General features: G+C 61.7%; 22 protein-coding genes. 18 read left to right on the forward strand and 4 right to left on the reverse strand.

The window, feature by feature from the left end; translation table 11 throughout:
• Nucleotides 1-4: 4 nt before the first annotated feature.
• The 3 genes from kdpB to ACK3CV_RS06570 are packed head-to-tail and all read right to left on the reverse strand — an operon-like array spanning nt 5 to nt 3878.
• Nucleotides 5-2074 (reverse strand): potassium-transporting ATPase subunit KdpB, encoded by a 2070-nt coding sequence (kdpB, locus tag ACK3CV_RS06560; protein ID WP_033637460.1) that lies wholly within the window; start codon nt 2072-2074, stop codon nt 5-7.
• Between the two features lie 26 nt (nt 2075-2100).
• A complete protein-coding gene (gene kdpA / locus ACK3CV_RS06565; RefSeq protein WP_164038706.1) occupies nt 2101-3789 on the reverse strand; it encodes a potassium-transporting ATPase subunit KdpA in 1689 nt (562 codons plus the stop codon).
• Entirely contained in the window at nt 3789-3878 is a 90-nt protein-coding gene (locus tag ACK3CV_RS06570; protein ID WP_016928742.1) for a K(+)-transporting ATPase subunit F, read from the reverse strand. Before ACK3CV_RS06570 ends, kdpA begins: the two co-directional genes overlap by 1 nt.
• 441 nt (nt 3879-4319) lie before the next feature.
• On the opposite strand from ACK3CV_RS06570, the gene ACK3CV_RS06575 reads away from it, so the two are divergent.
• The 12 genes from ACK3CV_RS06575 (at nt 4320) to nei (ending at nt 14610) form a co-directional block, all read left to right on the forward strand.
• On the forward strand, nt 4320-4529 hold the full coding sequence (locus tag ACK3CV_RS06575) for a YbfA family protein (protein WP_004939916.1): 210 nt from the start codon (nt 4320-4322) through the stop codon (nt 4527-4529).
• A 141-nt stretch (nt 4530-4670) separates the two neighbouring features.
• On the forward strand, nt 4671-5627 hold the full coding sequence (locus tag ACK3CV_RS06580) for a YbgA family protein (protein WP_164038703.1): 957 nt from the start codon (nt 4671-4673) through the stop codon (nt 5625-5627).
• 15 nt (nt 5628-5642) lie between these two features.
• Entirely contained in the window at nt 5643-7073 is a 1431-nt protein-coding gene (phrB, locus tag ACK3CV_RS06585) for a deoxyribodipyrimidine photo-lyase (protein ID WP_164038701.1), read from the forward strand.
• Between the two features lie 22 nt (nt 7074-7095).
• The gene (locus tag ACK3CV_RS06590) at nt 7096-8076 is read left to right on the forward strand and encodes an MBL fold metallo-hydrolase (RefSeq protein ID WP_164038699.1); all 981 of its coding nucleotides are present in this window, start codon (nt 7096-7098) and stop codon (nt 8074-8076) included.
• Between the two features lie 18 nt (nt 8077-8094).
• Nucleotides 8095-8838, forward strand: coding sequence for a type 2 GTP cyclohydrolase I (locus ACK3CV_RS06595; RefSeq protein WP_025301873.1), 744 nt, complete (start codon nt 8095-8097; stop codon nt 8836-8838).
• 159 nt (nt 8839-8997) lie between these two features.
• On the forward strand, nt 8998-9654 hold the full coding sequence (gene pxpB / locus ACK3CV_RS06600; RefSeq protein ID WP_204280367.1) for a 5-oxoprolinase subunit PxpB: 657 nt from the start codon (nt 8998-9000) through the stop codon (nt 9652-9654).
• Nucleotides 9648-10580, forward strand: coding sequence for a 5-oxoprolinase subunit PxpC (gene pxpC / locus ACK3CV_RS06605; protein ID WP_033637465.1), 933 nt, complete (start codon nt 9648-9650; stop codon nt 10578-10580). The genes pxpB and pxpC overlap by 7 nt, the downstream gene beginning before the upstream one ends.
• Nucleotides 10570-11310, forward strand: a complete 741-nt coding sequence (gene pxpA / locus ACK3CV_RS06610) for a 5-oxoprolinase subunit PxpA (RefSeq protein ID WP_033637466.1) — start codon at nt 10570-10572, stop codon at nt 11308-11310. Before pxpC ends, pxpA begins: the two co-directional genes overlap by 11 nt.
• A gap of 54 nt (nt 11311-11364) precedes the next feature.
• On the forward strand, nt 11365-12096 hold the full coding sequence (locus ACK3CV_RS06615; RefSeq protein WP_164038695.1) for a DUF969 domain-containing protein: 732 nt from the start codon (nt 11365-11367) through the stop codon (nt 12094-12096).
• Complete coding sequence (locus ACK3CV_RS06620; protein WP_164038692.1) at nt 12093-13112, forward strand: DUF979 domain-containing protein; 1020 nt, start codon at nt 12093-12095, stop codon at nt 13110-13112. The genes ACK3CV_RS06615 and ACK3CV_RS06620 overlap by 4 nt, the downstream gene beginning before the upstream one ends.
• A gap of 8 nt (nt 13113-13120) precedes the next feature.
• Entirely contained in the window at nt 13121-13765 is a 645-nt protein-coding gene (gene pcp, locus ACK3CV_RS06625) for a pyroglutamyl-peptidase I (RefSeq protein ID WP_033655163.1), read from the forward strand.
• A 53-nt stretch (nt 13766-13818) separates the two neighbouring features.
• On the forward strand, nt 13819-14610 hold the full coding sequence (gene nei / locus ACK3CV_RS06630) for an endonuclease VIII (RefSeq protein ID WP_164038690.1): 792 nt from the start codon (nt 13819-13821) through the stop codon (nt 14608-14610).
• Between the two features lie 57 nt (nt 14611-14667).
• Here the strand turns inward: nei and ACK3CV_RS06635 are convergent, their stop codons facing one another.
• Entirely contained in the window at nt 14668-15960 is a 1293-nt protein-coding gene (locus ACK3CV_RS06635; RefSeq protein WP_016928730.1) for a citrate synthase, read from the reverse strand.
• A gap of 730 nt (nt 15961-16690) precedes the next feature.
• Between ACK3CV_RS06635 and sdhC the strand changes: the two genes are divergently transcribed.
• The 6 genes from sdhC to odhB all read left to right on the forward strand — a co-directional run bounded on the left by sdhC (nt 16691) and on the right by odhB (nt 24286).
• Entirely contained in the window at nt 16691-17080 is a 390-nt protein-coding gene (sdhC, locus tag ACK3CV_RS06640; RefSeq protein ID WP_004939893.1) for a succinate dehydrogenase cytochrome b556 subunit, read from the forward strand.
• On the forward strand, nt 17074-17421 hold the full coding sequence (sdhD, locus tag ACK3CV_RS06645; protein ID WP_004939891.1) for a succinate dehydrogenase membrane anchor subunit: 348 nt from the start codon (nt 17074-17076) through the stop codon (nt 17419-17421). Before sdhC ends, sdhD begins: the two co-directional genes overlap by 7 nt.
• A complete protein-coding gene (gene sdhA / locus ACK3CV_RS06650; RefSeq protein ID WP_015376974.1) occupies nt 17422-19188 on the forward strand; it encodes a succinate dehydrogenase flavoprotein subunit in 1767 nt (588 codons plus the stop codon). It abuts the gene before it with no gap.
• A gap of 16 nt (nt 19189-19204) precedes the next feature.
• Entirely contained in the window at nt 19205-19921 is a 717-nt protein-coding gene (locus ACK3CV_RS06655; protein WP_004939885.1) for a succinate dehydrogenase iron-sulfur subunit, read from the forward strand.
• 275 nt (nt 19922-20196) lie between these two features.
• Nucleotides 20197-23004 carry a 2-oxoglutarate dehydrogenase E1 component gene (sucA, locus tag ACK3CV_RS06660; RefSeq protein ID WP_033647497.1) on the forward strand — a complete coding sequence of 936 codons (2808 nt, stop codon included), beginning with the start codon at nt 20197-20199 and terminating at the stop codon, nt 23002-23004.
• Nucleotides 23005-23068: 64 nt separating this feature from the next.
• On the forward strand, nt 23069-24286 hold the full coding sequence (odhB, locus tag ACK3CV_RS06665) for a 2-oxoglutarate dehydrogenase complex dihydrolipoyllysine-residue succinyltransferase (protein ID WP_033637469.1): 1218 nt from the start codon (nt 23069-23071) through the stop codon (nt 24284-24286).
• Nucleotides 24287-24376: the final 90 nt, after the last annotated feature.

A 24376-nucleotide genomic window follows, 5' to 3' on the forward strand; every position in this document is an offset into this window, starting at 1 on the left:
ATGGTTAACCGGCGACGTGCAGCGCGACCAGGATCAGGTCGATCAGTTTGATGCCGACGAACGGCACCAGCAGACCGCCGACCCCGTACAGCCACAGGTTGCGGCGCAGCAGGGCCGCGGCGCTCATCGGTTTATAGCTCACCCCTTTCAGCGCCAGCGGGATCAGGAACACGATCACCAGGGCGTTGAAGATCACCGCCGACATGATGGCGGAGGCGGGGGAGTGCAGGTGCATCACGTTCAGCGCGTTCAGCTGCGGGTAGGTGGCCGCGAACGCCGCCGGAATGATGGCGAAGTATTTGGCCACGTCGTTGGCGATGCTGAAGGTGGTCAGCGAGCCGCGCGTCATCAGCATCTGTTTGCCGATGTGCACCACTTCGATCAGCTTGGTCGGGTTGGAATCCAGATCGACCATGTTGCCCGCCTCTTTGGCAGCCTGGGTGCCGGAGTTCATCGCCACCGCCACATCGGCCTGCGCCAGCGCCGGGGCGTCGTTGGTGCCGTCGCCGGTCATCGCCACCAAACGGCCTTCTCCCTGATACTGGCGGATCAGCGCCAGCTTGGCTTCCGGCGTGGCTTCCGACAGGAAATCGTCCACCCCGGCTTCGGCGGCGATCGCCGCCGCGGTCAGCGGGTTATCGCCGGTGATCATCACCGTTTTGATGCCCATCTTGCGCAGTTCATTGAAGCGTTCCTTGATGCCGCCCTTGACGATATCCTTCAGCGCCACCACGCCCAGCACCCGGGCGCCTTCCGCCACCACCAAGGGCGTGCCGCCGGTGCGCGCCACGCTTTCCACCAGATCGTCCACCGCCCGCGGGAAGTGGCCCTGATTGGTTTCGACGTGGCGGCGAATGGCGTCCACCGCGCCTTTGCGGATCATGCGCTCCTGCACGTTGACGCCGCTCATGCGGGTCTGGGCGGAGAAGGGCACGAAGGTGGCGTTCAGCGCCTGCAGATCGCGTTCGCGCAGGTTGAAGCGCTGTTTGGCCAGCACCACGATGCTGCGGCCTTCCGGCGTTTCGTCCGCCAGCGAGGCCAGCTGCGCGGCGTCCGCCAGCTCTTGCTCTTTCACGCCCGGTGCCGGCAGGAACTCCGAAGCCTGGCGGTTGCCCAGCGTGATGGTGCCGGTTTTATCCAGCAGCAGCACGTCCACGTCGCCGGCGGCTTCCACCGCGCGGCCGCTGGTGGCGATCACGTTGGCGCCGAGCATGCGGCTCATCCCGGCCACGCCGATGGCGGACAGCAGGCCGCCGATAGTGGTGGGGATCAGGCAGACCAGCAGCGCGACCAGCACGGTGATGGTGACCACGCTGCCGCTGCCGGCCGCTTCCACGCTGTATTGCGAGAACGGGAACAGGGTGGCGGTGGCCAGGACGAACACGATGGTCAGCGCCACCAGCAGGATGGTCAGCGCGATCTCGTTCGGCGTTTTGCGGCGTTTGGCGCCTTCCACCATGGCGATCATGCGATCGAGGAAGGTTTCCCCCGGGTTGACGCTGCACTGCACCACCAGCCAGTCGGACAGCACGCGGGTGCCGCCGGTGACCGAGGAGAAGTCGCCGCCGGACTCGCGGATCACCGGCGCGGATTCGCCGGTGATGGCGCTTTCATCCACCGAGGCGCCGCCTTCCAGCACTTCGCCGTCGCACGGGATGGTGTCGCCGGCTTCCACCAGTACGATATCGCCTTTGCGCAGGCTCTCGGCGGCCACTTTCTCCGTGGCGCCGTCGCGGCGCGGGCCGGCCAGCTTTTTCGCCCAGCTGGTTTTCTTGGTGCCCTTCAGGCTTTCCGCCTGGGCCTTGCTGCGCCCTTCGGCCAGCGCCTCGGCGAAGTTGGCGAACAGCACGGTGAACCACAGCCACAGGGCGACGCTGCCGGTGAAGGCGGCGGCGCCGTCGGTTTGGCCGGTGAGGATCGCCAGCCAGATGGCGGTGGTCAGAATGCTGCCGATATACACCACGAACATCACCGGGTTGCGCCATTGAACGCGAGGGTCCAGTTTTTTCACCGCATCGATCAGCGCGGTGCGCACCAGAGCCGGTTCAAACAGCGCGCGTTGTTTGCGAGTCATCTCTTATTCTCTCTCTGTGACGTCGATTAGTTTGCCAACCAAAGCTGCAAATGCTCGGCCACCGGGCCCAGCGCCAGCGCCGGCACGAAGGTCAGCGCGCCCACCAGCAGCACGGTGCCGATCAGCAGGCCGATAAACAGCGGCCCATAGGTCGGCAGGGTGCCGTTGCCCGCCGGCTGGCGCTGCTTGGCGCTCAGCGAGCCGGCGATCGCCAGCACCGGCAGGATCACCCCGAAGCGGCCGACGAACATGGCGAAGGCCAGCAGCAGGTTGTAGAACGGCGTATTGACGCTCAACCCGGCGAAGGCGCTGCCGTTGTTGTTGGCGGCGGAGGACAGGGCGTACAGCACTTCGCTGAAGCCGTGGGCGCCCGGGTTGAGGATGCCGGCGCGGCCCGCGTCGGTGCCGATGGCCAGCGCGCTGCCCAGCAGTACCAGCGTCGGCGTGACCAGGATCGCCAGCGCGGTCATCTTCATGTCGTAAACGTCGATTTTCTTGCCCAGATATTCCGGGGTGCGGCCGATCATCAGACCGGCGATAAACACCGTCAGCAGCACGAACAGCAGCATGCCGTACAGGCCGGAGCCGACGCCGCCGAACACCACTTCGCCGATCTGCATCAGCCACATCGGCACCATGCCGCCCAGCGCGGTGAAGGAGTCGTGCATGGCGTTGACCGCCCCGCAGGACGCGGCGGTGGTGACTACCGAGAACAGGCTGGTGGCGAGAATGCCGAAGCGCGACTCTTTGCCTTCCATATTGATGTTGCTGTCGGCGCCCAGCGCGCTCAGGTGCGGGTTGCCCGCCAGCTCGGCGACCATCACCGCCACCACCGCCGCCACGAAGATCAGCGCCATCGCCCAGATCAGCGCATGGCCCTGGCGGTTTTCACCGGCCAACTGGCCGAAGGAGAAGCACAGTGCGCAGGGGATCAGGAAGATGGCCAGCATCTGCACGAAGTTGGTCAGCACGGTTGGGTTCTCGAACGGGTGCGCCGAGTTGGCGCCGAAGAAGCCGCCGCCGTTGGTGCCGAGCATCTTGATCGCTTCCTGCGAGGCCACCGGCCCCATCGGCAGCGTCTGCTGCGCACCTTCGAGCGTGGTGACGTGCAGGTAAGGCAGGAAGTTTTGCAGCGTGCCCTGGCTGACGAAAAACAGGGCGATCAGCAGCGCGATCGGCAGCAGCACATACAGCGTGATGCGGAACAGATCGGCCCAGGCGTTGCCGACGGTATTGCCGGCGCGGCGGGTAAAGGCGCGGATCAGCGCAAAGGCCACGGCGATACCGGTGGCGGCGGAGACGAAGTTCTGCACCGCCAGCCCGGCCATCTGGCTTAAATAGCTGAGGGCGCTTTCGCCGCTGTAGGCCTGCCAGTTGGTGTTGGTGACGAAGCTGACGGCGGTGTTGAGCGCCAGATCCCAGGAGAGGCCCGGGAAGCCTTGCGGGTTGAGCGGCAGCGAGCCCTGCGTCATCAGCAGGGCGAACAGCAGCGCCAGGCCGAGCAGGTTGAACGCCAGGATCGCCAGCGCGTACTGCCACCAGTTCATCTCGGTGGCGCGGATGCCGCAGGCGCGCCAGACGCCGGCTTCTACCCCGCGCAGCGCAGGCAGCGGTTCACCTTCGATCAGGCGTGCCATAAAGCCGCCCAGCGGCCGGGCCAGCAGCAGAAGCACCAGCAGGAAGCTGGCGATCAGTAAAAAGGCTGAAGCCGCCATCAGAAATCCTCCGCGTTAAACAGGGCGTAGACCAGATAGGCCAACAGCAGCAGAACCAACAGCGCACCACCAATAACGCTGAAACTCACGGGACACCTCCAGAGGTGTTGTTTTTGATAGAGGCAGTGTAGGGAGAGGGGTAGAAAGAAGATGAAAAAATCGCGCGGGCGGGTGTAAAAAAAGTATAAAAATGGCTGAAATTTCAGCGGAAATTTAGCATTTCAATCATCAGGCCGGTGGCGAGATTGTCCCTGATGGGGGAGGGAGAACGGGCGTAAGCGGGAAATAATGAACCAGATAATAACCACAATGTAACTCATGGTAAGTTAAAAATTAACCTTGCTGTAACAAAATTACGGATCGCGGCGGCGATTAGCGATTTTTTGTGCGATTTAGTGGTCGGATGAGTAGTAAACTTTCATCAAGTGCGCTAAAATTTTGTCCAGTTACCAAATTACCGATTGTTCATTTGATACGCCGACGCCGTTTTCCCTGACAAATCAACGGCAGGCGTTTTTAAGGAGGTTCGCATGTCTACGACCTATCACGCTTATTCACTGCATCGGATTCTCCTGCGCCGCAGCGCAGTGGTTATCGCGGGCATTTTGGCCCTGCCGGTAATGCTGTTCCGCAGCGATCGCGGGCGTTTTTACAGCTACCTGCACCGCGTCTGGTCAAAAACCAGCGATAAGCCGGTTTGGCTGCAGCAGGCGGAACTGGCGTCCTGCGATTTCTACTGAGTCGCTACCGATTCACGAAAACCCTCGCCCTGCGGCGGGGGTTTTTTTTATGCCTATAGTCGGCCCTATCAAGCGCAAGGTCGTATTCGGCAAGCCATTCTTCTACACTTTCCTCATCGGCCAACAACACGGGAGAGCGGTATGAGCGACAACATCCCTATCGGCATCAGCGCCTGTTTACTGGGCGACGCGGTGCGTTTCGACGGCGGCCACAAACGGCTGGCCTTTGCGGTGGAACAGTTGGCGCCCTATGTGCGCTTTGAGCCCGTTTGCCCGGAAATGGCGATCGGCCTGCCTACGCCGCGCCCGGCGCTGCGCTTGGTGAAGCAGGCGCAGCCGTGGCCGGCGATGCGCTACAGCAACGACGCCGGCGTGGATCTGACCGAGGAGATGCGCGGCTTCTCCGCGCAACGCGTGGCGGCCTTGCAGCATCTGTGCGGCTATATCGTCTGCGCCAAGTCGCCGAGCTGCGGCCTGGAGCGGGTGCGGGTCTACAGCGAAAACGGCAAGGACTCGCGTAAAAACGGCGTCGGGCTGTTTACCGCCGAACTGCTGCGCCAGATGCCGTGGCTGCCGGTGGAAGAAGACGGACGATTGCAGGATGCGGCATTGCGGGAAAACTTTATCGAGCGGGTGTACGCGCTGTACGAGTTGAACATGCTGTGGCGCCAGGGGCTGACCCGCGGCGGGCTGATCGCGTTTCACAGCCGCTACAAGCTGTCGCTGCTGGCGCATTCGCAGCCGGCGTATCGCGAGCTGGGGCGCTTCGTCGCCGATATTCACCGCTGGGATTCGCTGGAGGCCTTCGCCGTGGAATACCGCAGCCGCCTGATGGCGCTATTGGCGCACAAGGCAACGCGGCGCAACCACACCAACGTGTTGATGCACGTGCAGGGCTACTTCCGCCGTCAGCTCAGCGCGGCGCAGCGCCAGGAGCTGGCGCACCTTATCGACCGCTACCGGCAGGGCATGCAGCCGCTGCTGGCGCCGATCGCGCTGCTCAAGCATTACATGGCGGAATACCCCGATCGCTATCTGGCGGAACAACGCTATTTCGAACCTTATCCGGAGGCGCTGCGTTTGCGTTACGGCCATTGATTGACAAGGAGTTTTATGACCACGCATCTGGTCTGGTTGCGTAACGATCTGCGTATCACCGACAACAAAGCGCTGCACGCCGCCTGCAGCGATCCCGAAGCCCGGGTGCTGGCGGTGTTTATCGCCACCCCGCAGCAGTGGCGGCAACATGAGATGGCGCCGCGGCAGGCGGCGCTGATCCACGCCAGCCTGCAGGCGGTGCAGCAGGCGCTGGCGCACAAGGGCGTTGCGCTGTATTGCCATTCCTGTGCGGACTTTGCCGCGTCGATCGACTGGCTGGCGGACTATTGCGAGCGGGAGCAGGTGGATGCGCTGTTTTACAATCGCCAGTACGAACTGAACGAACGGCGGCGCGATGCGCGGCTGGAACAGCGGTTGAGCGGCCGGGTGAGGTGCCACGGTTTCGATGACAGCCTGCTGTTGCCGCCGGGCAGCGTACTCACCGGCGGCGGCGAGATGTACAAGGTTTATACGCCGTTTCGCAACGCCTTCATTCAGCGCCTGACCGAGTCCGACGTGAGCTGCCTGCCGGCGCCGAAGATCCGCGCCGGTGGCGCGTTGCCTGCGCCTGAGGCGCCGGCGGCATTCGATTACCCTACGGCGGAGACTGGGGATGGCTATCCCGCCGGCGAGGAGGCCGCGTTGCAGCGGCTGCGCGCCTTTTGCCGCGAGCAGGTGCAGGATTACCTCCGGCAGCGCGATCTGCCGGCCCTCGCCGGCACCAGTAGCCTGTCGCCCTATCTGGCGATCGGCGTGCTGTCGCCGCGCCAGTGCTTCAACCGCCTGCGCGCCGAATGCCCGCAGCTGCTGGAAGATCGCGAAAGCGGTGCCTTCGCCTGGCTCAACGAGCTGATTTGGCGTGAGTTCTATCGCCATCTGCTGGTGGCCTATCCCGATCTGTGCCGCCATCGGCCGTTTATTGCCTGGACGGACAAGGTGCGCTGGTGCGATGACGCGGCGAAGCTGCACGCCTGGCAGCGGGGCGAGACTGGCTACCCGATCGTCGATGCCGCCATGCGCCAGCTGAACGCCACCGGCTGGATGCACAACCGGCTGCGCATGATCAGTGCCAGTTTTCTGGTGAAGGATCTGTTGATCGACTGGCGCGCCGGGGAGCGCTATTTCATGTCGCAACTGCTGGATGGGGATCTGGCGGCCAATAACGGCGGCTGGCAGTGGGCGGCATCCACCGGCACCGACGCCGCGCCGTATTTCCGCATCTTCAACCCGACGACTCAGGGTGAACGTTTTGATCCACAAGGCACTTTTATCCGTAAATGGTTGCCGGAACTGGCGGATGTGCCCGACAATGACATCCATCATCCCCATCGCTGGGCGGAAAAGCAGCGATGCACGCTGAACTACCCGCTGCCGATCGTCGATCATAAGCAAGCCCGGCTGGAGACGCTGGCGGCGTTCGAGGCGGCAAAACGGGGAGAGTCTTGAGGCAACTGCAAGGAGCGATGCAATGATGAAAAAGGTGCTGGCCCTGTGCCTGAGCGGCTATTCCGCGCTGGCGATCGCCGGCTTTGACGTGGTGGCGCTCGGCGTCGACGGCGGCGTCAGCGACGGCAACCTGACCTCCTACCTGATCCGCAGCGACAATCAGCCGCGGTATGTGGCGCTGGACGCCGGTTCGCTGCTGCCGGGCATCGCCAAAGGGCTGGAGAAGGGCAGTTTCCCGCAGGTGACGCCCGAGCTGGCCGCGCCTTACACGCCGCAGGGCTATGTGTTCCGGCAGTTGATCGGCAGTTACTTTATCAGCCACGGCCATTTGGACCACGTGGCGGGGCTGATCGTCGGCTCACCCGAGGACAATAAAAAAACCGTTTACGCCCAAGCGGACACCGTACTGACCCTGCGTAATCACTACTTCAACTGGAAGGCGTGGCCGAACTTTACCGACGCCGGCAACGGCTCGCGGCTGGGTACCTACCGGCTGCAAACGGTGCGGCCGCAGCAGCGGTTTACCCTCGGTCTGACCGGATTGACCGGCGTGATGTACCCGCTCAGCCACGATCGCTATCCGTCGTCGATGCTGCTGATTTCCAACGGCAGCGAGTTCTTCGCCTACTTCGGCGATACCGGGCCGGATAAGGTCGAGCAGTCGCGCGATCTCGATACCGTCTGGCGCGCGCTGGGGCCGCTTGTCGAGCAGAAGAAGCTCAAGGGCATGATTATCGAAACCTCTTACCCTAATGGGGTGGAGGACAAACATCTGTACGGCCATTTGACACCGGCCTGGCTGCTGAAGGAGCTGAAGAACCTGACGCAGTACAGCGGCGGCGAAGGCTCGCTGAACGGTTTGCCGGTGGCGATCAGCCATATCAAGCCCAGCCTGAAGCAGGGCGAAGACACGCGCGCCGCCATTGCGCAACAGCTGGCGCAGGGCAACGATCTGGGGGTGAAATTCATCCTGATGGCGCAGGGCGACCGGCAGACATTTTGACTATGAAGAGAGAAGAGAATGCGTAACCTCGATCTGGAACAACTGATCAACACGGAACTGAACGCCGCGGCGTTTCAGGACTACGCCCCCAACGGATTGCAGGTGGAAGGCCGCCCGCACGTGCAGCGCATCGTGACCGGCGTCACCGCCTGTCAGGCGCTGCTGGACGCCGCGGTGGCGCATCAGGCCGACGCGATTATCGTGCACCACGGCTATTTCTGGAAAAACGAGGCGCCGGCGGTGCGCGGCATGAAGCGCAACCGCCTGAAAACGCTGCTGACCCATGATATCAACCTGTACGGCTACCACCTGCCGCTGGACGCGCATCCGGTGCTGGGCAACAACGCGCAGCTGGCGCAGGCGCTGGGCATTCGGGTGATTGGCGACGTCGAGCCGCTGGTGCCGCACGGTGAATTTGAACAGCCGCTGACCGGCGAAGCGCTGCAGCAGCGTATCGAAAGCCGGCTGGGGCGCGCGGTGCTGCACTGCGGCGATAACGCGCCTGAGCACATTCGCCGGGTGGCCTGGTGCACCGGTGGCGGCCAGGGCTTTATCGACAGCGCGGCGCGCTTCGGCGTCGATGCGTTCATCAGCGGTGAAGTGTCTGAGCAGACCATTCACAGCGCGCGCGAAATGGGCGTGCATTTCTTCGCCGCCGGCCACCACGCCACCGAGCGCGGCGGCGTGAAGGCGCTGGGCGACTGGCTGGCGCAGCACCACGGCTTTGATGTGACCTTTATCGACATCCCGAATCCCGCCTGATTTTTTTCTTCCCCGGATCCAGCCCGGCCTGCGCGCCGGCTGAATCCTTCTACCGCGCTATTTCCTTATTTTCCCTATGGTTGCGTTCTATTGACAGCCGGGGCCGCGTCACGCATAACTGGTGTGTTTTTCATCGCGATAATAATAAGGAGAATAAGGGTGCAACAAGCACGTTATTACCTGTTGGGTGAAAGAGCGGTAGTGCTTGAACTGTCGCCGCCGGTGACCTTACCGAGCCAGCAGCGCATCTGGGCGCTGGCGGAAAAGCTGAATCACCATCCCGACGTGCGGGAAGTGGTGCCGGGGATGAATAACCTGACGCTGTTGCTGCATACGCCGCAGGCCGACGCCGAAGCGATGCTCGCATTGCTGCAGCAAGGTTGGGAAAGCAAAGAGAGCCTGACGCCGGAATCGCGCCAGGTGGATATTCCGGTGGTCTACGGCGGGGAACAAGGCCCCGATCTGGTTGAAGTGGCGCGCCATACCGGCATGACGCCGCGGCAGGTGGTGGAATGCCACGCGGCGGCGGCCTACGTGGTCTATTTCCTCGGCTTTCAGCCGGGCTTCTCCTATTTGGGCGGCATGCCGGAACAACTGGCGACGCCGCGCCGCGCTGAGCCGCGTCTGGCGGTGGCGGCCGGCTCCGTTGGCATCGGCGGCGGCCAGACCGGTATCTATCCGCTGGTGACGCCCGGCGGCTGGCAGCTGATCGGCCGCACGCCGTTGGCGCTGTTCAATCCGCATGAAATGCCGCCGACGCTGCTGCGCCCGGGCGATAACGTGCGCTTCGTGCCGCAGAAGGAGGGCGTATGCTGATTATTCTGCGTGCCGGCATCTATACCACGGTGCAGGATTTGGGCCGCGAGGGATTCCGACGCCTGGGCATCAGCACCGGCGGGGCGCTGGATCAACCGGCGTTGAAGATCGCCAACCTGCTGGTGGGCAATGCGCCGGAGGCCGCCGGGCTGGAGATCACCCTCGGCCAGTTCAGCGCCGAGTTTACCCGCCCTGGCTGGATCGCCTTGACCGGTGCCGGCTGCGACGCGCAGCTGGACGGCAAGCCGCTGTGGACCGGCTGGCGCTACCCGGTGAAAAAGGGGCAGCGGCTGGCGCTGGGCACGCCGAAACGCGGCATGCGCAGCTACCTGGCGATCTCGGGCGGCATCGCCGTGCCGGAAATGCTGGGCTCGTGCAGCACCGACATGAAAGCCGCCTTTGGCGGCCACGAAGGCCGTAATCTGAAGGATGGCGATCGGCTGCCGCTGGGCAAATCCACCGCGCTGCCGCAACACCGCTGCGGCGTGAAGCAGCTGCTGTTCACCAACCGCATTCGCGCGCTGCCGGGGCCGGAGTACGCTGAGTTCAGCGAAGAGGCGCAGGACACGTTCTGGCGCACCGCCTGGCAGCTCAGCCCGCAGAGCAACCGCATGGGCTACCGCCTGCACGGCGGCACGCCGCTGGCGCGCACCACCGACCGCGAGATGCTGTCGCACGGCCTGCTGCCCGGCGTGGTGCAGGTGCCGCACAACGGCCAGCCGATCGTGCTGATGGCCGATGCGCAAACTACCGGCGGTTACCCGCGTATCGCCTGCGTGATCGAGGCCGATCTCTACCACTTGGCGCAGATCCGTCTCGGCGAACCGATCCACTTCGTTCTCTGCTCACTGGCGGAGGCGCAGCGCGCCAAAGCCGAGCAGGATCTCTTCCTTCGACAGATTGCCTGGGGGTTACATGATCGTTGATTTGAACGCCGATCTCGGCGAAGGCTGCGCCAACGACCAGGCGCTGTTGCAATTGGTGAGCTCGGCCAACATCGCCTGCGGCTTCCACGCCGGCGATGCGCAGACCATGCGTCAGTCGGTGCGCTGGGCATTACAGTACGGCGTGGCGATCGGCGCTCACCCGAGTTTTCCCGATCGGGAGAACTTCGGCCGCACCCGCATGCAACTGCCGCCGGAAACGGTGTACGCACAGGTGGTGTATCAGCTCGGGGCGCTGGCGGCCATCGCCCGCGCCGAGGGCGGGGTGATGGTGCACGTTAAGCCGCACGGCATGCTGTACAACCAGGCGGCGGTTGAGCCGGCGCTGGCGGAAGCGATCGCCCGGGCGGTGCAGGCGGTCGATCCGGCGCTGCGGCTGGTGGGGCTGGCCGGCAGCGAACTGATCCGCGCCGGGGAACAACTCGGTCTGACCACCCGGCAAGAGGTGTTCGCCGATCGCGGCTATCAGGCCGACGGCACGCTGGTGCCGCGCAGTTTGCCGGGGGCGCTGATTGAGGATGACGAACAGGCGCTGGCGCAAACGCTGGAGATGGTGCGCCATCACCGGGTGCGCAGCGTGGATGGCGTCTGGACCGCCGTTCAGGCGGAAACCGTCTGCCTGCACGGGGACGGCGAGCATGCGCTGGCGTATGCGCGCAAGCTGCGGGACAGTTTTGTTCAGCAGGGCATCCGCGTCAGCGCGGAGCAGTAAAGCAAGACACAACATCACAAGCAAAAAACTATTAGAAAATATCGAGGGAAGACTATGGAACAGGCCGTGAATCTCTGGCCACTGATCGGCATCGCCGCCATCGTGGTCGGGTTTGTATTGCGTTTCAACCCGGTGCTGGTGGTGATCGCCGCCGGTATCATCACCGGTCTGGCGGCGCTGATGCCGCTGGACGTCATTCTGGAAAAGCTCGGCGAGGGCTTTCTCAATACCCGCAACTTGCCGCTGATCCTGCTGCTGCCGCTGGCGGTGATCGGCCTGCTGGAGCGCCACGGGCTGAAAGAGCGTGCGCAGGCGTGGATCGCCAGGATCAAAAGCGCCACCGCCGGCCGTCTGCTGATCGTCTACCTGTTTGTGCGCGAGATTACCGCGGCGATGGGGCTGACCAGCCTGGGCGGGCATCCGCAGATGGTGCGGCCGCTGCTGGCGCCGATGGCGGAAGGGGCGACGGAAAACCGCTACGGCGAGCTGCCGGAGCGCACGCGCCACCGCCTGCGCGCCATGTCGGCCGCGACCGACAACGTCGGGCTGTTCTTCGGCGAGGATATCTTCGTCGCTTTCGGCGCGATCATCTTCATGCACAACTTTATGCTGGAGTCCGGCGGCATTCAGACCGAGCCGCTGCATATCGCGCTGTGGGGCATTCCGACCGCGATTTTCGCTTTCCTGATCCACGCGTTTCGGCTGTATCGGATGGATAAGCAGCTGAGCGCCGAGCTGGCGCAGCTGAATCAGGCGGTGCTGCAGGCGAAGGGGGAGGCACGATGAACTTCCAGCAACAATACCTCTACTGGCTGGCCGGCGCGGTGCTGCTGATTGTGGCGGTGATGTCCTTACGCGATCGCGCCAACCCGCGCCGCATCACCACCGGGCTGTTTTGGGGGCTGTACGGCCTGGTGTTCCTGGTCGGCGACTGGACTTACCGCCTGCTGGGCGACGTGCTGGGCGAGGGCAGCAACGAAAAACGCATGCTGCATATCATCGTTGGCGTGGTGGTGGTGGTGATGGCCCTGATCGCCGGCTTTGGCGGTGTGCGCCTCGGCAGCTATCACCAGCGGGCGCCGCAGGAGCGCGAGGCCAGCGCCAAGCGCCTGGGCAACAAGCTGTTTATCCCCGCTCTGGCAATCCCGGTGGTGACGGTGATCGGCGTGCTGTTGTTCAACAACGTGCCGGCGTTGCAAAGCGCAGTATTCGGCAGCGGCAACCATGCGACGCTGATCACCCTGTTCTCGATGACCGTCGGCTGCCTGATTGGCCTGGCGATCGCGGTGAAAATGACCCACGAGAAGGCCCTGCAGCCAGTGCAGGAAGCGCGGCGCTTGCTGGATTCGATCGGCTGGGCGTTCATTCTGCCGCAGATCCTCGCCACGCTGGGGCTGCTGTTTACCGTCGCCGGCGTCGGCACCGCGATCTCGCATTTGACCCAGGAGTATCTGGCGGTCGATAACCGCTTTATCGCCGTGGCGGTCTACGCTATCGGTATGGCGGTGCTGACCATGGTGATGGGCAACGCCTTCGCCGCTTTCCCGATCGTTACCGCCGGCATCGGCATTCCGATCTTGGTGCTGCAACACGGCGGCAACCCGGCGGTGATGGCGGCGATCGGCATGTTCTCCGGCTATTGCGGCACCCTGATGACGCCGATGGCGGCGAACTTCAACATCGTGCCGGCGGCGCTGCTGGAGCTGCCGGACAAGAATGCGGTGATCAAGGCGCAGGTGCCGACCGGCGTGCTGCTGCTGTTGGTTAACGTGTTCCTGCTGTATTTCCTGATGTTCCTGTAGGAGTAAGGATGCAAAAAGTATTGATTACCGGCTTTGAGCCGTTTGGCGGCGAGCGCCTTAACCCCTCCTGGGAAGTGGTGAAGCAGCTCAATGATATGGAGCTGGTCGGCACGCGCATCGTGGCGCGCCAGCTGCCGTGCGTGTTCGGCGCGGCGCTGGACGCGCTCAATGCGGCGATCGACGAGGTGCAGCCGGTGATGGTGCTGGCTATCGGCCAGGCCGGCGGCCGCACCGACATCACGATTGAACGGGTGGCGATCAACGTCGACGATGCGCGTATCCCCGACAATCAGGGGCAACAGCCGGTGGACGAGCCGATCGTCGCCGGCGGCCCGGCGGCCTATTTCAGTACCTTGCCGATTAAAGCGATGGTCAGTTCGATGCGTGAGGCCGGCATTCCGGCCGCCGTTTCGCAGACCGCCGGCACCTACGTGTGCAACCATGTCATGTATGGCTTGCTGCACCGTTTGAGCGGCCAGCGTGAGGTGAAGGGCGGCTTTATCCATATCCCGTATCTGCCGGAGCAGGCGGCGGCGCACCCCGGCGCGCCGAGCATGGCGGCTTCGACGGTGCTGTTTGCATTGGAGCTGGCCGTTTCCATCGCTTTGCAGGTGGAGCACGATCTGAAAGTGGTGGGCGGCGCGACGCATTAATCATGTCATCCCCGGCGCATCGGGCTGCGCCGGGTCTACGCAAGGAGTGGTCTATGCCGGAAGGACCGGAGATTCGCCGGGCGGCGGACAAACTGGCGGCGGCGGTGATCGATCAGCCGCTGACCGCCGTCGATTTCGCTTTTCCCCAGCTGAAACACTACCGCCAGCGTCTGCTCGGCGAGCGCATCGTCGCCATCGAGCCGCGCGGCAAGGCGCTGCTGACCCATTTCTCCAATGGGTTGACGATGTACAGCCACAACCAGCTGTACGGCGTGTGGAAAGTGGCGGCGGCCGGGGAGACGCCGGAGACCAGGCGCGATCTGCGGGTGCGGCTGGAAACCGCCCGCAGCGCGATATTGCTCTACAGCGCTTCCGACATTACCGTCGGGCCGCGCGAGGAAATAGAGCAACACCCGTTTTTGCAACGCATCGGCCCCGACGTGTTGGACATGTCGTTGACGGTAGACGATGTGGTGGAGCGGTTGCTGACGCCGCGTTTTCGCCGCCGGCAGTTGGGTGGCATGCTGCTCGACCAGGCGTTTCTCGCCGGATTGGGCAATTATCTGCGCGCCGAAATCCTGTGGCAGGCCGAACTGGCACCGCAGCACAAACCGCAGGTTCTGCCGCCGGAAGCGCTGCGCCGCCTGGCGGAAGCATTGCTGGCAGTGCCGCGCCTTTCCTACCAGACGCGCGGGCAGGCGGATGACAACCGGCATCACGGCGCGCTGTTTCGCTTCAAGGTGTTTCATCGCAGCGGCGAGCCCTGCGAACGCTGCGGTGAGATGATCGTGCGTACCGAGCTGTCGTCGCGGCCGTTTTATTGGTGCCCGGGCTGCCAGAAATAACCAAAAAAAACGCCGCCCGAAGGGGCGGCGCTGTGCGGTTTCAGACGGGAAAGCGGCTTACTTGTTTTTCAGCTGGGATTTGAAATCGCGTTCGGCATAGCCGGTGTACAGCTGACGCGGACGGGCAATTTTGATGCCTTCGTCGTGCATTTCGTTCCAGTGGGCGATCCAGCCGATGGTGCGCGCAATGGCGAAGATTACGGTGAACATGGAAGAAGGAATGCCCATCGCCTTCAGGATGATGCCGGAGTAGAAGTCGACATTCGGGTACAGTTTCTTCTCGATGAAGTACGGGTCGTTCAGCGCGATGTGTTCCAGCTCCATCGCCACCTGCAGCAGGTTGTCGTCCTTCTTGTTCAGCTCTTTCAGCACTTCGTGACAGGTTTCGCGCATCACGGTAGCGCGCGGATCGTAGTTCTTGTACACGCGGTGGCCGAAGCCCATCAGGCGGAAGGAGTCGTTCTTGTCCTTGGCGCGCTTGATGAATTCCGGAATGTGCTCGACGGTCTTGATCTCTTCCAGCATTTTCAGCGCCGCTTCGTTGGCGCCGCCGTGTGCCGGCCCCCACAGGGAGGCGATGCCGGCCGCGATGCAGGCGAACGGGTTGGCGCCGGAAGAGCCGGCGGTGCGCACGGTAGAGGTAGAGGCGTTCTGCTCATGGTCGGCGTGCAGGATCAGGATGCGATCCATGGCGCGTTCCAGCACCGGGTTCACCACGTACTCTTCGCACGGGGTGGCGAACATCATGTGCAGGAAGTTGCCGGCATAGGACAGATCGTTGCGCGGGTAAACGAACGGCTGGCCCAGGGAGTATTTGTAGCACATCGCCGCCACGGTAGGCATTTTGGACAGCAGGCGGAACGCGGTGATTTCACGGTGACGCTCGTTGTTGACGTCCAGCGCATCGTGGTAGAACGCCGCCAGCGCGCCGGTCACGCCGCACAGCACCGCCATCGGGTGCGAGTCGCGACGGAAGCCACGGAACAGATGGGTGATCTGGTCGTGGATCATGGTGTGGCGGGTGACGGTGGTTTTGAAGGTCTCGAACTCTTCCGGCGTTGGGGTCTCGCCGTACAGCAGGATGTAGCACACTTCCAGGTAGGAAGATTCTTTCGCCAGCTGCTCGATAGGGAAGCCGCGGTGCAGCAGCACGCCTTTGTCGCCGTCGATGAAGGTAATCTTGGATTCGCAAGAAGCGGTGGAGGTAAAGCCGGGATCAAATGTGAAATAACCTTTGGAACCCAGAGCGCGGACATCGAGGACATCGGGGCCCAGTGTCGGTGTCAATACGCCCAGTTCGATCGGAGCTTCGCTGTCGTTAATGGTTAGCGTCGCTTTCTTATCAGTCATTTACTGTCTCCTTAGCGCCTTATTTTAAAAACCACTAACAACTGAAATACCTTAAATCTCTGCAGGTTGCCCGCAAAAAAATGGTGCGGACGCTAACTCTGTGAGCGACTGCGCAACTGTGCGCGGGTAGGGTACAGAGTGCTGACCAGGCGAACGAGACGGGTGACCAGTTGTTAACGATTCATAGTAATTCGTTATAGTCTGTTAATCTTACCTATGAGCTGTTCGAAGAGATGTGAACCTATCCCAATAATCTGTTTTTATTTGCTTTATTTGCTTTTTGACGCCGGCAAAATCGAGCGGGAAACAACGGCTATTGGGATAGGTTCGTCAAATACACTGTTGCACAACTCGAACCCGGGGGGAAGTGTATCTGCTGACCCATAGCGCATCATAGGACCGTTTGTGCCCCTATATGTAATGGAAATGTTGATCTCTTGTCAAATCAGATAATTAATTTTGCACTAATTGTGAAATCCGTGATCTGAATCACTGTTCGGGGGAAATGTTATCAAAGCGGTTGTATGAGAATTGTAATCAGAATGTGATCCTCCTATACTGCCGCCAGGTCTCCGGATTACCCTGAAGTAGGAGCACCCAGCGTTATAAATGCGCGCCGTTTGAGCACAGAGGATGTTGATGTTTGAGCGCGTGACGTGTAAGGGTTTTAGGCTCTTAACGCTGTCTGATCCCCGCCCAGGCCCGGAGGAAGGAAAATAATAAGAGCTGTGTGGGCAAATACGTGAAAAAACAACGACCTGTCAACTTGGATCTGCAAACGATCCGGTTCCCCGTAACTGCGATAGCGTCTATCTTACACCGAGTCTCTGGCGTAATTACCTTCGTTGCCGTGGGTATCCTCCTCTGGCTGCTGGGCCTGTCACTCTCTTCCCAAGAGGGGTTCCTGCAGGCGGCCGCCATCATGAATAGCTTCATCGTCAAATTCATATTCTGGGGCATCCTCACGGCGCTGGCCTATCACATTTGCGGTGGCATCCGTCACTTGTTAATGGATTTTGGCTACATCGAAGAGAGTTTGGCCGCCGGTACCCGTTCCGCCCAAGTGGCGATCGGCCTGACCGTCGTGCTGTCAGTTCTGGCTGGAGTCCTCGTATGGTAAACAACGTTTCTGCATTAGGGCGCAACGGCGTGCACGATTGGCTGCTGCTGCGCGCTTCCGCTATCATCATCACCCTGTACGTCCTGTATATCCTGGGCTTCTTCGTCACGGCTCCGGAACTCACTTATGACATCTGGCGCGGTTTCTTCGCCACTTCCATTACGAAAGTGTTCACTCTGCTGACCTTGCTGTCGATTCTGGTGCACGCCTGGATCGGGCTGTGGCAGGTGCTGACGGACTACGTCAAGCCGCTGGCGGTTCGCCTGGTGTTGCAGCTGGCTGTCGTGGTCGCGTTGCTGGTCTATTTACTGTACGGAACAATCGTAGTGTGGGGTGCTTAAATGAAACTGCCAGTCAGAGAGTTTGATGCCGTCGTAATCGGCGCCGGCGGTGCGGGCATGCGTGCCGCGCTGCAAATTTCCCAAGCGGGCTCGACCTGTGCCCTGCTGTCCAAAGTTTTCCCGACCCGTTCCCATACCGTGTCCGCACAGGGCGGCATCACCGTCGCGCTCGGCAACAGCCACGAGGACAACTGGGAATGGCATATGTACGACACGGTGAAAGGTTCCGACTATATCGGTGACCAGGACGCCATCGAATATATGTGTAAAACCGGCCCGGAAGCGATTCTGGAACTGGAACACATGGGCCTGCCGTTCTCTCGTCTGGACGACGGCCGCATCTATCAGCGCCCGTTCGGTGGCCAGTCGCTGAACTTCGGCGGCGAGCAGGCGGCGCGTACCGCAGCTGCAGCCGACCGTACCGGCCACGCGCTGCTGCACACCCTATACCAACAGAACCTGAAAAACCACACCACCATCTTCTCCGAGTGGTATGCGCTCGATCTGGTGAAAAACCAGGACGGCGCGGTGGTCGGCACCACGGCTATCTGCATCGAAACCGGTGAAGTGGTTTACTTCAAAGCCAAGGCCACCGTGCTGGCGACCGGCGGCGCAGGCCGTATTTACCAGTCCACCACCAACGCCCACATCAACACCGGCGACGGTGTCGGCATGGCGCTGCGCGCCGGCGTGCCGGTGCAGGACATGGAAATGTGGCAGTTCCACCCGACCGGCATCGCCGGCGCGGGCGTGCTGGTGACCGAAGGCTGCCGCGGCGAAGGCGGTTACCTGCTGAACAAACATGGCGAGCGCTTCATGGAGCGTTATGCGCCGAACGCCAAAGATCTGGCGGGCCGCGACGTGGTTGCCCGTTCGATCATGATCGAAATCCGCGAAGGCCGCGGCTGCGACGGTCCTTGGGGCCCGCACGCCAAGTTGAAGCTGGATCACCTGGGTAAAGAGGTGCTGGAATCCCGTCTGCCGGGCATTCTGGAACTGTCCCGCACCTTCGCGCACGTCGATCCGGTGAAAGAGCCGATCCCGGTTATCCCAACCTGTCACTATATGATGGGCGGCATTCCGACCAAGGTGACCGGCCAGGCGCTGACCGTGAACGAGAAAGGCGAAGACGTGGTGATCCCGGGGCTGTTCGCCGTGGGCGAAATCGCCTGCGTATCGGTGCACGGCGCCAACCGCTTGGGCGGCAACTCGCTGCTCGACCTGGTGGTGTTCGGCCGTTCCGCTGGCATGCACCTGCAGGAATCACTGGAAGAGCAGGGCGTGAGCCGTGACGCCAGCGACTCCGACGTGGAAGCCTCGTTGGATCGTCTGAACCGTTGGAACAACACCCGTTCCGGCGAAGACCCGGTCGAAATTCGCAAGGCGCTGCAGTCTTGCATGCAGCACAACTTCTCGGTATTCCGCGAAGGCGATGCGATGGCCAAGGGCCTGGAAGAACTGAAAGTGATCCGTGAACGTCTGAAGAACGCACGCCTGGACGATACCTCCAGCGAGTTCAACACCCAGCGCATCGAGTGCCTGGAGTTGGATAACCTGATGGAGACCGCGTATTCCACCGCCGTGTCGGCCAACTTCCGTACCGAGAGCCGTGGCGCACACAGCCGCTTCGACTACCCGGAACGCGATGACGCCAACTGGCTGTGCCATTCGCTGTATCTGCCGCAATCGGAAAGCATGACGCGTCGTGAAGTGAACATGCAACCGAAGCTGCGCCCGGCATTCCCGCCGAAAGTGCGTTCTTACTAATTGCGGAGATCGACAGATGAAACTCGAATTTTCCATTTATCGCTACAACCCGGATGTCGATGACGCGCCGCACATGCAGGACTACACCCTGGAAGCGGAAGAAGGTCGCGACATGATGCTGCTGGATGCGTTGATCCAGCTGAAAGAAAAAGACCCGACCCTGTCGTTCCGTCGCTCATGCCGCGAAGGCGTGTGCGGTTCCGACGGCCTGAACATGAACGGTAAAAACGGCCTGGCGTGCATCACCCCGATTTCGTCGCTGCGCAAAGGCAACGGCAAAATCGTGATCCGTCCGCTGCCGGGCCTGCCGGTGGTGCGCGATCTGGTGGTGGATATGGGCCAGTTCTATACCCAGTATGAAAAGATCAAGCCATACCTGCTGAACGACGGCAAGAACCCGCCGGCGCGCGAGCACCTGCAGTCGCCGGAGCAGCGCGCCAAGCTGGACGGCCTGTACGAGTGCATTCTGTGCGCCTGCTGCTCGACCTCTTGCCCATCGTTCTGGTGGAACCCGGACAAGTTCATCGGCCCAGCCGGTCTGTTGGCGGCGTATCGCTTCCTGATCGACAGCCGTGACACGGAAACGCAAGAACGTTTAGATGATCTGGACGACGCTTTTAGTGTTTTCCGCTGCCATAGCATTATGAATTGTGTCAGTGTATGTCCTAAAGGTTTGAACCCGACGCGTGCGATCGGGCATATCAAGTCCATGCTGCTGCAACGCGGCGCATAAACGGAATGAGATGCTGCGCCGGGCTCTTTTCCGGCGCACATCCCATAGGGGAGGGAACCTCTAAAAACTGACCCGCGGCTGCGGCGCTATGCAGCCTGGTTCTTCCGCCGGTTTTTAGAGGTTCCTTGTAAGGGACCGCAAGGTCCATAACAGAACGTATCGGGCCGTCATGGCCGCAAGTACGTCGAGTGAACCGTTTTACGGCAAACCGTATTCATCACGGTAATTATGTTAACCACGGCGAAAACTAAAGCTTCAAAGCTTAAGGGATCATGATGCAGAACGGCGCAATGAAGGCCTGGCTGGATTCCTCCTATCTGGCGGGCGCGAACCAGTCTTACATAGAGCAGCTCTATGAAGACTTCTTAACCGATCCGGGTTCCGTTGAAGATAGCTGGCGTTCCATTTTTCAACAGCTACCAACCGCGGGTGTCAAACCCGATCAGCTTCACTCTCAAACGCGCGATTACTTCCGCCGCCTGGCGAAAGACTCCGCGCGCTACAATACCACCATCACCGATCCGGAAACCGACGCCAAACAGGTCAAGGTACTGCAGCTGATCAACGCCTTCCGCTTCCGCGGGCATCAGCATGCCAACCTCGATCCGCTCGGCCTGTGGCAGCGCGAGCAAGTTCCTGACCTTGATCCCGCTTACCACAACCTGACCGAAGCCGATTTCCAGGAAACCTTCAACGTGGGCTCTTTTGCCATCGGCAAAGAAACCATGAAGCTGGGCGATCTGTACGCCGCGCTGAAGCAGACCTATTGCGGGTCGATCGGCGCTGAGTACATGCACATCACCAACACCGAAGAGAAACGCTGGATCCAGCAGCGCATCGAGTCGGTGGTGGGGCGCGCCAGCTTTACCGCCGACGAAAAACGCCGTTTCCTGAACGAGCTGACCGCGGCGGAAGGCCTGGAACGTTACCTGGGCGCCAAATTCCCGGGTGCCAAACGCTTCTCGCTGGAAGGCGGCGACGCGCTGGTGCCGATGCTGAAAGAGATGGTGCGCCACGCCGGTAAGAACGGCACGCGCGAAGTGGTGTTGGGCATGGCCCACCGCGGCCGTCTGAACGTGCTGATCAACGTGCTGGGCAAAAAGCCAGCCGACCTGTTCGACGAATTCGCCGGCAAGCATAAAGAACACCTCGGCACCGGTGACGTGAAATACCACCAGGGCTTCTCTTCCGACGTCGAAACCGAAGGCGGCATGGTTCACCTGGCGCTGGCGTTCAACCCGTCGCACCTGGAGATCGTTAGCCCGGTGGTCATGGGCTCGGTTCGCGCCCGTCGCGATCGCTTGGACGAAGCGCGCAGCAACATGGTGCTGCCGATCACCATTCACGGCGACGCCGCCATCACCGGCCAGGGCGTGGTTCAGGAAACCCTGAACATGTCTCAGGCTCGCGGCTACGAAGTGGGCGGCACCGTGCGCATCGTCATCAACAACCAGGTTGGTTTCACCACCTCCAACCCGCTGGATGCGCGCTCTACCGAATACTGCACCGACATCGCCAAAATGGTTCAGGCACCGATCTTCCACGTCAACGCGGACGATCCGGAGGCCGTGGCCTTCGTCACCCGCTTGGCGTTGGATTTCCGTAACACCTTTAAGCGTGATGTGATGATCGATCTGGTCTGCTACCGTCGCCATGGGCACAACGAGGCCGACGAGCCGAGTGCCACCCAGCCGGTGATGTATCAGAAGATCAAGAAACACCCTACGCCGCGCAAAATCTACGCTGACGTTCTGACCGAACAGAACGTGGCCAGCCTGGAAGATGCCACGGAAATGGTCAACCTGTACCGCGACGCGCTCGACCGCGGCGATTGCGTGGTTGAAGAGTGGCGTCCGATGAACCTGCACTCCTTCACCTGGTCACCGTATCTGAACCACGAGTGGGACGAAGAGTACCCGAGCAAGGTTGAGATGAAGCGCCTGCAGGAGCTGGGCCGCCGCATCAGCACCGTGCCGGAAGCGATCGAAATGCAGTCGCGCGTGGCGAAAATCTACGCGGACCGCGCCGAGATGGCGGCGGGCAACAAGCCGTTCGACTGGGGCGCCGCCGAAACGCTGGCCTACGCCACCATGGCGGATGAAGGCATTCCGATCCGTATTTCCGGCGAAGACGCCGGCCGCGGCACCTTCTTCCACCGTCACGCGGTGGTGCACAACCAGAAAAACGGTTCCGTCTACGTGCCGCTGGCGAACATCCACAGCGGCCAGGGCGAATTCAAGGTCTGGGACTCCGTGCTGTCCGAAGAAGCGGTGCTGGCGTTCGAATACGGCTACGCCACGGCGGAACCGCGCACGCTGACCATCTGGGAAGCGCAGTTCGGCGACTTCGCCAACGGCGCGCAGGTCGTTATCGACCAGTTCATCAGCTCCGGCGAGCAAAAATGGGGCCGTATGTGCGGCCTGGTGATGCTGCTGCCGCACGGCTATGAAGGCCAGGGCCCTGAGCACTCTTCCGCACGTCTGGAACGCTATCTGCAGCTGTGCGCAGAGCAGAACATGCAGGTGTGCGTCCCGTCCACGCCGGCGCAGGTTTACCATATGCTGCGCCGTCAGGCGCTGCGCGGTATGCGCCGTCCGCTGGTGGTGATGTCGCCGAAGTCGCTGCTGCGTCACCCGCTGGCGATTTCTTCGCTGGATGAATTGGCCAACGGCACCTTCCTGCCGGCGATCGGCGAGATCGACGACTTGGATCCGAAAGCGGTCAAGCGCGTCGTGCTGTGCTCCGGTAAGGTCTACTACGACCTGCTGGAACAGCGTCGCAAGAACGAGCAGAAAGACGTGGCCATCGTGCGTATCGAGCAGCTGTATCCGTTCCCGCATCAGGCCGTGCAGGCCGTGCTGGAGCAATACTCGCACGTGCATGATTTCGTCTGGTGTCAGGAAGAGCCGCTGAACCAGGGCGCCTGGTACTGCAGCCAACACAACTTCCGTGAAGTGGTACCGTTTGGGGCTTCTTTACGTTACGCAGGACGTCCGGCCTCCGCTTCTCCGGCGGTGGGCTATATGTCCGTACACCAGAAGCAGCAGCAGGCTCTGGTGAACGACGCGCTGAATATTGACTAATGTTCGCTCGCTTGCCGGCCGAGGGGCCGGCAAGCAGATGATAAAAAACTTAAGGGAAAGCTAAATGAGTAGCGTAGATATTCTGGTTCCTGACCTTCCTGAATCGGTTGCCGATGCGACCGTAGCCACCTGGCACAAAAAACCGGGCGACAGCGTGCAGCGTGATGAAGTCCTGGTTGAAATCGAAACCGACAAAGTGGTGTTGGAAGTGCCGGCCAGTGAAGCGGGCATTCTCGATGCTATCGTGGAAGAAGAGGGCGCGACCGTACTGTCTCGCCAGCTGCTCGGCCGCATCCGTCCGGGCGACAGCTCCGGCAAGCCGACCGCTGAGAAGAGCCAGGAGAAAGAAGCCACGCCTGCACAGCGCGCTACCGCGAGCCTGGAAGAAGAAAGCAATGACGCGCTCAGCCCGGCGATTCGCCGCCTGATCGCCGAACACGATCTCGATGCCGGCGCCATCAAAGGCACCGGTGTGGGTGGCCGCATCACGCGTGAAGACGTGGAAGCGCACCTGGCCAAAGGCGGCGCCGCCGCCAAACCGGCCGCCGCCGCTGAAGCCGCGCCGCAGCCTGCTCTGGCCGGCCGCAGCGAAAAACGCGTGCCGATGACTCGCCTGCGCAAACGCGTCGCCGAGCGTCTGCTGGAAGCGAAGAACAGCACCGCGATGCTGACCACCTTCAACGAAATCAACATGCAGCCGATCATGGATCTGCGCAAGCAGTACGGCGAAGCCTTCGAGAAGCGCCACGGCGTGCGTCTGGGCTTCATGTCCTTCTACATCAAGGCGGTGGTTGAAGCGCTGAAGCGCTTCCCGGAAGTGAACGCGTCGATCGACGGTTCCGACGTGGTTTACCACAACTACTTCGACATCAGCATCGCGGTTTCGACCCCGCGCGGCCTGGTGACGCCGGTACTGCGCGATGTAGACGCCATGAGCATGGCTGACATCGAGAAGAAAATCAAAGAGCTGGCCGTTAAGGGCCGCGACGGCAAACTGACCGTGGAAGAGCTGACCGGCGGTAACTTCACCATTACCAACGGCGGCGTATTCGGCTCCCTGATGTCCACCCCGATCATCAACCCGCCGCAGAGCGCCATCCTGGGCATGCACGCCATTAAAGATCGCCCAATGGCGGTCAATGGTCAGGTGGTGATCCAGCCGATGATGTATCTGGCGCTGTCTTATGACCACCGCCTGATCGACGGTAAAGAATCCGTCGGTTATCTGGTGACGGTCAAAGAGATGCTGGAAGATCCGGCTCGTCTGCTGCTGGACGTCTAGTAACCCTTGCCGGGCGCGGCATGCCGCGCCCGCACTCTGTGCTATGTGGCCGGAAAACCATGCGGTTTACCGCGTAATAATGGTCCGGCT

This window comes from Serratia sp. TSO36 (assembly GCF_057808395.1).